Source organism: Pseudoalteromonas sp. A22 (assembly GCF_018141345.1).
Classification (GTDB): Bacteria; Pseudomonadota; Gammaproteobacteria; order Enterobacterales; family Alteromonadaceae; genus Pseudoalteromonas; species Pseudoalteromonas maricaloris.
On the sequence record NZ_CP047237.1, the window covers coordinates 148,396 to 160,490 of the forward strand.

The window sequence follows — 12,095 nt, forward strand, 5'->3', positions numbered from 1 at the left end:
AGTGCGAGGTGCGTCATGCTTGATACGTTGTTGTTGTCGCGAATACAATTCGCAGCAAATATTAGTTTTCATATTCTCTTTCCCACGATAACCATCGCGTTAGCTTGGTTTCTGGCGTTTTTTAAACTCAAGTATGACCTAACCGAACACCCGGTTTGGTTAAGAGCTTATCGCTTTTGGGTCAAAATTTTTGCATTAACCTTTGCACTCGGTGTCGTAAGCGGCATTACCATGTCGTTCCAGTTTGGTACAAACTGGCCCGGCTTTATGGAGAAAGTCGGCAATATTGCAGGTCCCTTGCTCGGTTATGAAGTATTGACCGCATTTTTTATGGAAGCAACATTTTTAGGGATCATGTTGTTTGGCATGAAGCGCGTACCACCTAAAATACATACTTTAGCCACTTTTATCGTCGCCATAGGTACAACGCTTTCCGCATTTTGGATCCTGTCTTTGAATAGTTGGATGCAAACCCCGACAGGCTTTGAACTTAGAGACGGTATCGTATATCCCACGGACTGGTTCGAAGTTATTTTCAATCCTTCATTCGGTTATCGCTTCTTCCATATGTTATTAGCTAGTGCGCTGACGGCTTCATTTTTGATAGCTGGTGTCAGTGCGTATCGAATGCTGAAAAACGATGAAAAACATGCCCCCAAGAAAGCGCTAACCGTTGCATTAACAGTTGCGGCGCTGCTTACTCCATTGCAGGCTTTCGTTGGCGATTTGCATGGCCTAAATACGCTAAAACATCAACCACAAAAAATTGCAGCAATGGAAGGGGTTTGGGAAACAGAGAAAGGTGCACCACTATTATTATTCGCGATTCCGAATGAGGAAGAAAGACGCAACGACTTTGCGCTCGGTATTCCTAACATGGCAAGTTTTATTCTTACCCACGACGTTAACGGTGAAATTAAAGGGCTTAATGAATTTAAAGGTGAACACCCACCTGTTAAGCCCGTCTTTTTCGGTTTTAGAATCATGGTTGGGATGGGCATGCTGATGATCTTAGTTGCGTTTGTTACTCGTTTTACATTATGGAAAAAGGGCGAGTTACCTAAGTGGCAACTGAAAACGCTTGTTGCGATGACTTTCTCAGGCTGGGTGGCTACCCTCGCAGGCTGGTATGTCACAGAAATTGGCCGCCAACCTTATATCGTCAGTGGGATCTTAAGAGTTGAAGATGCAGTCACAACAATTGCCTCAGAAAACGTCTTATTTACACTCATTGGCTATCTGACGATATATGCAATCTTACTGTACGCTTATATTCGCACTTTGTTCCACACTGCTAGCAAGTCTGTAGAAGTGGAAGAGTACGACATGAAGGAATTTGCTGAGGAGGTGACTCGTGTTTAATCCGGAATATCTATCTCTCATCTATGCCGGTTTGATGGCACTCGCAGTGCTTGTTTATGCAATATTAGATGGTTACGACCTTGGCGTTGGCATGATGATCCCGCTGGACGATAAAGAAACCGCAGACACTATGATAGCCTCTATTGGTCCATTTTGGGATGCTAATGAAACGTGGTTAGTTTTAGCTGTAGGCCTTGCATTTATCGCATTTCCTCAAGCCCATAGCATGATCTTGCAGGCGCTCTACATTCCTGTAGTGTTTTTACTCTTTGGCTTAATTATGCGTGGTGTCGCTTTTGATTTCAGAGCAAAAGCGAGAGTTAAACGCCAAAGGCGGTGGGACAAAGTATTTAAATTTGGGTCGCTACTCACCTCGTTTGCGCAAGGGTATATGCTGGGGCTTTATGTCATAGGCTTTGAAAATACCCCTCTTGCCCATGCATTTGCAATCTTTAGTGGAATTGGCGTTGTCTGCGCGTATGGCTTAATTGGTTCAGCATGGCTAATTATGAAATGTGAAGGGAAATTGCAACAAGATGCTATTAGCTGGTGCAAAAAATTTGCGAGAGTAGCCTTTGTTGGGGTGTTGCTCGTTTCTATCATCAACCCAGCGATTAATGAGTGGATCTATGAGCGTTGGTTTGACCTCCCGATGGCCTTAGTCGTATTACCAGCCCCGATTATTTGCTTGTCGCTCTTTGTAATTTTAGAACTTGTGTTACAGAAACTACCAAAGTCACCAGATAATGGGGCTTGGCTACCATTCCTGATTTCAGCATTTATCTTTGTGCTTTGCTTCTTCGGCTTAGTTTATAGCTTTTACCCATTTGTAGTTCCGGGCAAGCTAACCATCTTCGAAGCGGTCGCTGACGCATCGGCTCTTACTTTCTTATTATATGGCGTAGTCATTGTGGTGCCGACCTTAATTGCATATACGTTATTTTCGTACCGAGTCTTTTGGGGCAAGGTTCAACCTTTGTCCTACTATTGACACTTGCATACATTAGCCCAACCAAAAGGCAGCGAGTTGGACGCTGCCTTTTTTATTGCATTAAGAATAATACTCGCCTCAGCTATATGTCTTTCTGTTTACCAAGCTATATCCACCAATAAAAATGCATAAAAAAGCCCGTTGCTAGAACGGGCTAAATCAGATTTTCTAGGCTAAATTTTTGGATAGCCTATACGGTCAGATAAATATCCAACGCTTGAGGCAAAGTAATAAGATCTATTCCAATTCATTAAAGCCTTGTAATTGTCATAAGCCAAGTACATCCGGCCATTGGCGTCATCTGGCATCACTAAAGCGGCTGTGATATTCACTTGTGGCAAGTCAGTGCCGTCCATTCTGCGAAGACCAAGCGCTTGCCACTCCTGCAATGAACGCTCAGACTTACGCCATTCACTAAGCCACTCTTTGTGTGATTTGGTGCCACGCTTTAAAATGTAGCTATTGTCAAAGCCTTCAGGTAGCTTAACTTGGCGACCCCAAGTAAGATCATCGTTCCAGCCCACACTTTTCAGGTAATTGGCTATTGACGCAAAAGCATCCTCTTGCGTCGTCCAAATGTCCTTGCGACCATCTTTATTATAATCAACGGCATAAGACTTAAATGAAGTTGGCATAAACTGAGTTTGACCCATTGCTCCTGCCCAAGATCCTTTGAAATCACCCAGACCGATGTGACCATCCCTTAAAATATCCAGCGCAGCCCACAACTGTCTTTTATACAAAGCTTCTCGACGACCATCAAAAGCAAGCGTCACTAACGCACTAATGACTGGATAGCCACCTTGAATACGACCAAAGTTACTTTCAAGGCCCCATAGGGCAACAATAAACCGTGCCTGTACGCCATATTCTTTTGCTATTTTTTCTAAAGATTCTTGGTGTTCTTTGTAGAGTTTGCGGGCCTGTTGGATTTTCCATTCAGGGACGCGCTTGGGTAAATAAGTTTCTAGTGTTTCGACAATTTCTGGCTGGGACTTATCAGCCTTAATCACCTTTTCCTTAAATACTGCTGTTGCAAAAGCCTCATCAACTAATTGTTGTGTATAGCCCTTGTCAACCGCTTCTTGTTTTAAGTTTTTGAGGTATTCATCAAACTTCGCTTGAGTGTTAGCAAAGACTGATGTGGACAAGCAAACTGAGGCTACTAGTAGGGAAATTTTTTTTATCACGAATCTGTTACTCCGTTTTGCTTTCTAAATTCATCAAGCAAGCTTTCTGTATGCGGTGGAAGTTGCAAGTAAAACCCATCGTCAGTTAATTTTTGCTTAACCGTTTCAAGATCAGCAATTCCCAATTTTGTTCTTCTCGCAAGGTCAATGATCATGACATAGATAGGAGTGCCGAAAGTTTCCATTAACGGTGCAGGGACATTGGAAAAATCATCTCTTTTAGTTACAAAAAGATAGGTATCCGCTTTTTTTGGACTTTTGTATATGGCAGTGAGCATTATAAGCCTATAAATTCTTGCTAATCATGGGCGGTCACTATACCATGCTATTAGTAAGTTGTGGAAAGTTTTACTACGCGCTAAAGTCAGCTAGATAAGGCTTTAGCGGCGGTTGTAACAGAAATTTGAGTACATATGGCAAATCAAACATTCGAACTAAAAGGAAATCTATTTACACTCTCTGTGCTGCAGTTGTTTTCTTTAGATCTGACCAAGTTAAGGCAAGATCTTGATAGCAAAATTTCGCAAGCGCCTAAATTTTTTCAAGGTGCACCAATTGTGGTTAATTTAGCTGATGTTCAGGAGCAAACTGTAGAATTCGAAGAGTTAAAGCAAACACTGGTCGATTTACAGCTCAATCCAGTGGGTGTGTGTAGCGGTACTCAAAGTCAGCACGACTTAGCCAAAGAAGCCGGGTTTTCTGTACTAAACTATTCAAGGGATGTGCAACCGAGTACCCCATCACAATCTCAAGCAGCAGAAGTAGTAGAAAAACAAGTTTATCTTCCTGCTCAAATTGTGAACGGAACGGTACGTAGTGGTCAGCAAATTTATGCTAAAGACCGTGATCTGATCGTGCTAGGTGCTGTAAGTCATGGTGCAGAAGTTATCGCCGATGGTAACGTGCACATTTACGGTACTTTACGTGGTCGTGCAATCGCAGGTGCGCAAGGCCAAGAAGACACGAGTATATTCTGTCAGCGCTTAGAAGCTGAGCTGGTGTCTATAAACGGGAGTTATTGGATCAGTGATTCGCTGCAAGGTGAACACTGGGGTCAAGCTGCTCAAATAACACAACAAGACGAATCATTAAAAATTACAGCTTTGGTCAAAGGATAAATCAGATGGCAAAAATTATTGTCGTAACTTCAGGTAAAGGCGGTGTTGGTAAGACAACGTCAAGTGCAGCAATTGGTACTGGCTTAGCGCTAAAGGGTTATAAAACAGCCATTGTCGATTTTGATATTGGTCTTAGAAACCTCGACTTAATCATGGGATGCGAGCGTCGCGTTGTTTATGATTTTGTCAACGTTATCAACGGTGAAGCAAATCTAAATCAAGCATTGATTAAAGATAAGCGCGTTGAAAAACTTTATATTCTTCCAGCTTCTCAGACTCGTGATAAAGACGCCCTCACTCGAGAAGGGGTTGAGCGTGTGCTAAATGAGATGAAAGAAGAATTTGATTTCATCATTTGCGACTCACCAGCGGGTATTGAAGCAGGCGCAATGATGGCATTGTACTTCGCTGATGAAGCCGTGGTAGCAACTAACCCTGAAGTTTCATCCGTTCGTGACTCAGACCGTATTTTAGGTATTCTACAAAGCAAGTCGAAGCGCGCTGAAATGGGCCTAGAGCCGGTTAAGGAACACCTATTGCTTACACGTTATAACCCAGAGCGTGTAGATAGCGGTGAAATGTTGTCGGTAGACGATGTTAAAGAAATTCTAGCGATTGACTTACTAGGTGTAATACCTGAATCAAAAGCAGTACTTAATGCGTCTAACTCAGGGCAACCGGTTATCTTAGACCAAGAGTCTGATGCAGGCCAAGCATATAGCGATGCAATTAACCGCTTATTAGGTGAAGTCGTTGATTTCCGTTTCTTACAAGTTGAGAAGAAAGGTATCTTCAAACGGATCTTTGGAGGGTAAGGTGTCATTACTAGATTATTTTCGTTCTGAGAAAAAAAATAGCGCATCATTAGCGAAAGAGCGACTGCAAATCATCGTTGCGCACGAACGCTCAAAGCGTGGTACACCTGACTACTTACCACAACTTAAGCAAGATATCCTCGATGTTATTCGCAAATACGTGAAAGTAGATTCGGATGCCGTCAACGTCCAGTTTGAACAAAACGAGGATGATTTAGCAGTATTAGAATTGAACGTTACTCTACCTGATGATGAAAAGTAACAGTTTGAGTAAATGTAATAAGGGCTATTTCTATAGCCCTTATTTATTTCGTTTTGCCCATTCTAATTAAGCTGTCAAGGGGCTTTACATTGCCCTACTCTTTGCTTAATTATCCGAACTTCAGGTCACTTATTCTTATTTAAGGACAAAGTACCTTTGACCCTTTTTGCAGGCTTAGCATTGGGCTTTGGGCTTGACTTACGTTTGTTGTGACTGTGATTTTGTTCACTATTTCGCGTTTTTGGCTTAGGCTTAACGCTATTTTGCTTGTCGAGTTCAGTTGTTCGATCTTTGCTGTGATGCGCTCGCCTATCTTGCTTTGGACGACCAACCTCACTAACTTCACTTCTAGGCTTATCATGCTGTTTTCCCGCACCAGCCCCCGCTGATGCCTCTTGCGTTTTACTCGATGACTCTGTGGCGTGATTAATCGCTCGCATTTCGTTTTCGTTAAGGTGACGCCACTTACCAGAGCTAAGGCCAGTTAGATCGATATTCATTATCCGAATACGTTTAAGGTGTGTTACTTCAAATCCTAAATATTCACACATTCTGCGAATTTGACGATTTAAGCCTTGGGTCAATACAATGGTAAATGACTTAGCCCCGGTTTTACGAACTTTACAAGGCTTTGTGACGGTGCCAAGGATTGGAACACCTGAGGACATACGTTTTACAAAGCGTTCATCAATGGGCCTATCGACCACAACCTCATACTCTTTTTCATGGTTATTGCCGGCGCGAAGGATTTTATTGACCATATCGCCTTGGTTGGTCAAGAAAATTAATCCTTCGGATGGGCGGTCTAAGCGACCAATTGGGAAAATACGCTCAGGATAGTTTATTGCACTGACAATATTACTTCTGATTTTACGCTCGGTGGTACAAGTTACACCAACAGGTTTATTATAAGCAATAAATACAGCCTTTGGCTTTGCTTTCAGAGGCTTACCATCAATGATGATAGTGTCAGCATCAGACACTTTAGTGCCCATTTCTGGTAGAATTCCATTTACTTTGACACGGCCTGAGGCGATTAAGTCATCAGCTTCTCGACGACTGCAGAATCCAGTTTCACTGATGTATTTATTGAGGCGCTTTTGCTCTGTCACGATACAACCACTTTGAGTAAAAACCCGTATTGTAATCGCTTCAGTCGCTTTACACTACTGCATTTCTACTTTTGCAAACTTTTTCTTAATAGCTCAGGAGAAAAACGATACTGCTCTTTAGGCTTTCCTCTAAGACTCATAGCCTTGTAATCAATAGATTGCCAGTTTTTCGCTGACTTTATCCAGTAATAGTCCGCTAGATTTTCCTTGGTGATTACGCTTAAGTCAAACGCAAGTTCAGTGTTATCCTTCCAAAAGGGATGCCCATAATAATGATCGTACACCGAAATCAACGCCCAAGCCCCCATCATAAAGTGCCCGCCAACGGATGCTTGCATCTCATTATGTTCAATAAGCTCAAAAGTATCCGACAACCAATCAAACCCACCAAACACTATTTGTGAAGTGCTTGATGCAGCTGCGGTGATAGCTCCCATCGCCATCAAATCTGACGCACACCAAATAAGGTTTGTTTTTGGATAGCGGTGCAACAATTTCTTAGTCTTATCAAGCGCTTGCTCTTTTGACCACCCAGCGTAGACAGTTTGCTGAACCACCACGCCAACTTCATCAAAAAAGCGCTTTGCACCGTTGCTTCTAATATCTGACTCTGTGCCATAGTGACCATTGATAGCAATAGGATAAATTGTCTCATGACCGTTAGTTTTAGCTTGTTGGTATAGTTTCTTTGCCAGATCGTAACCAGCTTGGTCATTATCATGATGCACTTCCCCAAGCCAATACTTATAGTGTTCTTTTGGATTACCTATCGCGAGCCTTTCAGGGCCAGAAATCGTTTCTTCTAAAGTAATATGATTGATCCCATATTTTTCTAAAAGCTTTAGGCTTTCTTCAGCACCACCAGGATAATTAATGAGGATGACATAATCGGGAGTAGCACGATAACTCAAATATTTTTTAAGCTCAGCGAGCTGTATAATTCGGTTTCCTTCTCCATAGATCACATCTAATCTAATATCGAATTGATCCGCTGCCGCTTCTGTAATGCCTTGGACGCGCTGCCAAAATGGTTCACCAGGCACAGAAGGATTAACAAACAAGACATTTAAAGACTGTTTAGCATCAACACTAAAACACACCATCCATAGCACTAACCCAATTAGTACTTTTTTAATCATAGCGGGCTCTTCGTAGCACTAGTACCTTCAATAACTTCTCAAATGGACCTTGCTTAAACAGCTTACAATATACCACCGCAAGGGCTAATTGAATTATAGACGCAATTACAAATGCCGCGAAATAATCCACCCGCTCCCAAATGCTGATAGCGCTCGGGTTTATAAAGTAAAAATAGCTTACAAACACCATTGACTGGAGAAGATAAAGCGAAAGCGCGAGACGCCCAACACATTGGAGACTCCAAAGTTGATGTTTTGTACCTCGCATTGCCGCCTTAATTACGACGACATAAAACAACGCAACGGGTACTGCAAGGATCCAATCTATTCCTTCAAAAAACTCGACGCCTAGCTTACGTTCAAGAACAAAGCCGACAAATGACAAAATAATGGCTATCACGGCAAACAAGTTAATTTTACGAACAGGTTCAGTACGCTCTAAATCAAACATTCCACTTCGATATAAACGCATACCGAGTAGCATTAACCCCGCGGTATACCACAAAGTAATAACCGGGATAAGTAAACTGATAATGATAAAGTAGAGACCATTAAGGGTGAGCAGTTCTAGGTAGTTTGCTGGAATTTGCTGCAAAAACTCGAGGTAGACTTCTGAAGTTCTATTTATTTGTGGTTCTGGATCAATTAACAGCAATAAGCTGATAGCAATAGAAGGGATTAAAATGAACCCTATTGCATAGCGACTTAACTTTTTGTCACTCGCATTAATAAATCGAAGCGCGACAAATCCACTCAACGCATAATTAAATAAAATATCTCCTGGCCAAATCAACACGCCGTGTAACACGCCAAAGACCATTAGCCATGTTAGTCGATGCCTTGCAAGGCTCTGATCATTCGTCTTTGCTACCTGAATACATAATGCCGCTCCAAATAACATTGCAAATAAGGTTCTGAATCGACCATCAAAGAAAATACTATTAACCATTGCGAAGAACGGATCAAGATTGTGGGCTGTTTGGGCTGGTACATAGCCCAACTCAAAATTGGCCATATGTACCATATTCATGGAAAGCAAGCCAAGTAGCGCGAACCCTCGGATCGCATCCATCGCAATAATTCTATTCATCAATACACACGGTTTTTATACATATCAGCCCAGTTTATCGCAGCAGCATGAAAATCAGGAAGGTTTTCGTCTTTGTAGTTTAGATAACTGCACGCATCCTGCAGAGTCCACCAGCTTCCAGACTCATAGGCTCTAACGATATTTAAAATATAATATAGCGTGTTGGGTTTACCTATCAAAGCATCATGAAGCTGCTCAGGAAAAGGTAGCTTGTTTACAACCTGCTCCATTGGCCTGTCAAGAATGGCATCAAGCAGAGAAAATAGCCCTGTCATAAAGCTCATATTGGCAAGTCCTGGCGAAATTTGCTGTGCAATAAGCTCACAAAATCGCGAACGAACGATAGAGAGGCGTGTTAATTCTGTCGGTTTTCCCTCTGCTACGTGGGCTGTCATAATTAAGTTTACAAACTTTTTTACACGCTCGTTTCCTAAATATACCAAGGCTTGTTTTAAAGATTCGATACGACTTTTGATTGGAAATACGCCGGAATTAATTAGCCTTAGCAGTTTGTACGCAAGCGCAGTGTCCTGAGCAAACAATTCGGCTAATCGCGTAATACTCATATTCGGTTTAAGTGCTTCTTCATAAATGAGCATGACAATCACATAATTAATAGTAATGTCTTTTTGCTCAATCATCTTTGGTTTTGCAAAGAAGTAGCCTTGAAAGAACTGAAACCCCATCTTTTTAGCTTGCTCGAATTCTTCTTCGGTTTCGACTTTTTCCGCTAGTAGTTTGATGTTCTTTCGCTCTTTGATCATGTCAATTACTGGCACTATAGTATCCAGCGGATTTTCCATGACGTCGAACTTAATCAACCTAACGAGCTTTAAGAAAGGTTCCCATTCTTTTGAGTATTCAAAATCGTCCAACGCGAGTCTAAAGTTGCTGTGAAATAAGCCTCTTATCCGCTCATAATTTTGTTTTGTTGGCGGAATAGTCTCCAATAGCTCCAAGATCACATCATTTGCTGGGAGAAACTCACACAGCTCCTGACGTAACGAGTCTGGACCAATATTAATTAGCGCTTTCTTTCCCGAAGTGAGATATCGCATGCCGAGGTTAAGTTGATTATTCATTATCAGCTTGGCTGTCGCTGCATCATCTGCAATATTTGGAAAGCTATTTTTTACACCATCGCGAAACAACAATTCGTATGCAACAACTTGTTTTTTACGATTAAATATGGCTTGGCGGGCCACAAAAACCTTCAAACAAAAACTCCTTTGTACCTAAAGTGAACAATCACACTTTTGGTTTAGCAATTTTTAGATTTTAACCCTTTATGATGATAAAGAAAATCAACCTAAGCTATTAAGAATCAAAATAATAGCTTAAAAGATAATGCAAAATGACAAAAAAGAAAGGCCAAAGCTATCTTTTGATACCTTTGACCTAGTTTTTTGTTTAGCAACTGAGCCAATTGCTAAATACTTAACACAGATGCGAAAATTTTTTATCTACATTTTCGCTATCTATATAATTGTTCGCAGTATTTTTGTGCAACATCAGACCAGTCAAAGCGCTGCATACGAGCTTGCAGCCTGAGTTGTTGATATTTTTCGCTATCGTTCATCAGATCAGCAAGCGCTAATTCAAAAATCGCAATAAACTGGCTACCTTGCTCAGCGAGTGTTTCTCCTTCAAAGCAATAGCCTGTTTCATTGTGTTTTACCGTATCATATAGTCCACCCACTTTATGCACGATACAAGGTTGTCCTGCACGCATCGCAAGCATTTGGCTGATACCACAAGGTTCAAAGGAGCTTGGCATTAAAAATAAATCACCTAACGGGTACAGTTGTTCGCCGAGTGCTTTACCATAACCATTTAAAAACAAGACATTGTTATGGCGTGCCATTACTTCGGTAAATAGCTGCTCAAGACTTGGGTCACCAGAGCCAACAATCACAATACGTGCTCCTTGGTGCTTGGCTATTTTTGCGATGTCATCGAGCACAATGCCTGACTGGGTAGGCTGTCTTAAAATAAGTGCTTTTTGATCGGTGAGACGACCAACACTTGTAATTAGCTTGCCACCAAAGGCTTCACCGCGCCAAGCGAGTATGCGTTGGTGGGCAATGTAAAACCGGGATAATACTTGGCTAGACTTCGCCATCCATTGAAACACATGCTGCTCAGCAAGCGCCAAATAGTCAGCAAGAGTTAGATTCTCTTCGTCACCTGACTCATCATACACACAACCGTTTAAAATACCTGCTAACCGTCCCTCATAAGAAGCATGCTGCATGTCGCTCTCTAACCCTTCGCCACCAAAAAAACCAAGCTCCGGATGACTTGGGATCATTACCTCTTTGGCGTAATTAGGAGAAACAACATGCACTTTGTCTGACAGGTTAATAGCCGCTCGCATCGGATTAAAGCAGTGAGGATATTTAGGATCGCAAATACTGAGTCCATCATAGGTGAGTGTCGGAAACCAAGACTCAAGGCTGGAAAAGTCTTGATTAAAAGGCCGGATCCCTTGAAGCGCAAGGTTATGCACAGTATAGACTGTCCTCAGCGCCTTTAAGCGTTTGAATCTTGGACTAAACTGACGAAGTACCGCAACGACAGCAGCATGCCAGTCATGTAGGTGTACAACATCTATCTCTGCTATCAACTCATGTTCAATAAGTTCAGCAACTGCCGCACTAAAAAACGCAAATCGATTTGCATCCGTGGCGAAGGGCTGGTGAGGATCATTACAGTAAATGGCGCCATGATGCTCACTAAACAATGAATGTGAAATGACATACTGAGTGACATTGTCGCTTTCTTCAACAGACCAAAGAGTCGCCGTTTCTAGGTGTTGACGAAAAGGGACAGCAATATCAGCGACTAGGTTTCGATTTAAAGCAGCTTGGCCATAATCAGGTGTCACCACCGATACTTTAATGCCAAGCTGCGCCAATGCATAAGGCACGTCACGTATTACATCTGCGACGCCCCCTACCTTACAATTTGGCAACCGATCGTTTTCGGCTGCCACTAAAATTACATGCATAGTACC

At 42.0% G+C, this 12,095-nt stretch carries 12 protein-coding genes; 5 read left to right on the plus strand and 7 right to left on the minus strand.

Annotated features, from left to right (window positions below):
- Window positions 1–15: 15 nt before the first annotated feature.
- Together GSF04_RS00580 and GSF04_RS00585 are read left to right on the plus strand one after the other, a co-directional pair.
- Window positions 16–1,362, plus strand: coding sequence for a cytochrome ubiquinol oxidase subunit I (locus GSF04_RS00580; RefSeq protein ID WP_039495168.1), 1,347 nt, complete (start codon window positions 16–18; stop codon window positions 1,360–1,362).
- Entirely contained in the window at window positions 1,355–2,353 is a 999-nt protein-coding gene (locus tag GSF04_RS00585) for a cytochrome d ubiquinol oxidase subunit II (RefSeq protein ID WP_211857062.1), read from the plus strand. Before GSF04_RS00580 ends, GSF04_RS00585 begins: the two co-directional genes overlap by 8 nt.
- A 173-nt stretch (window positions 2,354–2,526) precedes the next feature.
- Here the strand turns inward: GSF04_RS00585 and GSF04_RS00590 are convergent, their stop codons facing one another.
- Together GSF04_RS00590 and GSF04_RS00595 are read right to left on the minus strand one after the other, a co-directional pair.
- Window positions 2,527–3,543, minus strand: a complete 1,017-nt coding sequence (locus GSF04_RS00590; protein WP_211857064.1) for a lytic murein transglycosylase — start codon at window positions 3,541–3,543, stop codon at window positions 2,527–2,529.
- Window positions 3,540–3,821: a YcgL domain-containing protein gene (locus GSF04_RS00595; protein ID WP_010372955.1), complete on the minus strand. Its 282-nt coding sequence runs from the start codon at window positions 3,819–3,821 to the stop codon at window positions 3,540–3,542. Before GSF04_RS00595 ends, GSF04_RS00590 begins: the two co-directional genes overlap by 4 nt.
- A gap of 135 nt (window positions 3,822–3,956) precedes the next feature.
- Between GSF04_RS00595 and minC the strand changes: the two genes are divergently transcribed.
- Genes minC through minE form a run of 3 tightly spaced genes read left to right on the plus strand, consistent with a single transcriptional unit; the run spans window position 3,957 to window position 5,738 of the window.
- Entirely contained in the window at window positions 3,957–4,661 is a 705-nt protein-coding gene (gene minC / locus GSF04_RS00600; RefSeq protein ID WP_211857066.1) for a septum site-determining protein MinC, read from the plus strand.
- 5 nt (window positions 4,662–4,666) lie between these two features.
- Window positions 4,667–5,476 carry a septum site-determining protein MinD gene (minD, locus tag GSF04_RS00605; RefSeq protein ID WP_010372960.1) on the plus strand — a complete coding sequence of 270 codons (810 nt, stop codon included), beginning with the start codon at window positions 4,667–4,669 and terminating at the stop codon, window positions 5,474–5,476.
- 1 nt (window position 5,477) lies between these two features.
- A complete protein-coding gene (gene minE / locus GSF04_RS00610; protein WP_010372964.1) occupies window positions 5,478–5,738 on the plus strand; it encodes a cell division topological specificity factor MinE in 261 nt (86 codons plus the stop codon).
- A 125-nt stretch (window positions 5,739–5,863) separates the two neighbouring features.
- Here the strand turns inward: minE and rluF are convergent, their stop codons facing one another.
- From rluF to GSF04_RS00635, 5 genes are all read right to left on the minus strand, one after another.
- Entirely contained in the window at window positions 5,864–6,850 is a 987-nt protein-coding gene (gene rluF, locus GSF04_RS00615) for a 23S rRNA pseudouridine(2604) synthase RluF (RefSeq protein WP_211857068.1), read from the minus strand.
- A gap of 65 nt (window positions 6,851–6,915) precedes the next feature.
- The gene (locus GSF04_RS00620; RefSeq protein ID WP_211857069.1) at window positions 6,916–7,989 is read right to left on the minus strand and encodes an ABC transporter substrate-binding protein; all 1,074 of its coding nucleotides are present in this window, start codon (window positions 7,987–7,989) and stop codon (window positions 6,916–6,918) included.
- Entirely contained in the window at window positions 7,982–9,079 is a 1,098-nt protein-coding gene (locus GSF04_RS00625; RefSeq protein WP_249122350.1) for a DUF418 domain-containing protein, read from the minus strand. The genes GSF04_RS00620 and GSF04_RS00625 overlap by 8 nt, the downstream gene beginning before the upstream one ends.
- Window positions 9,079–10,296, minus strand: coding sequence for an HDOD domain-containing protein (locus GSF04_RS00630; RefSeq protein ID WP_010605397.1), 1,218 nt, complete (start codon window positions 10,294–10,296; stop codon window positions 9,079–9,081). Before GSF04_RS00630 ends, GSF04_RS00625 begins: the two co-directional genes overlap by 1 nt.
- Before the next feature lie 257 nt (window positions 10,297–10,553).
- Window positions 10,554–12,089 (minus strand): glycogen/starch synthase, encoded by a 1,536-nt coding sequence (locus GSF04_RS00635; protein WP_211857070.1) that lies wholly within the window; start codon window positions 12,087–12,089, stop codon window positions 10,554–10,556.
- Between the last annotated feature and the right edge of the window lie 6 nt (window positions 12,090–12,095).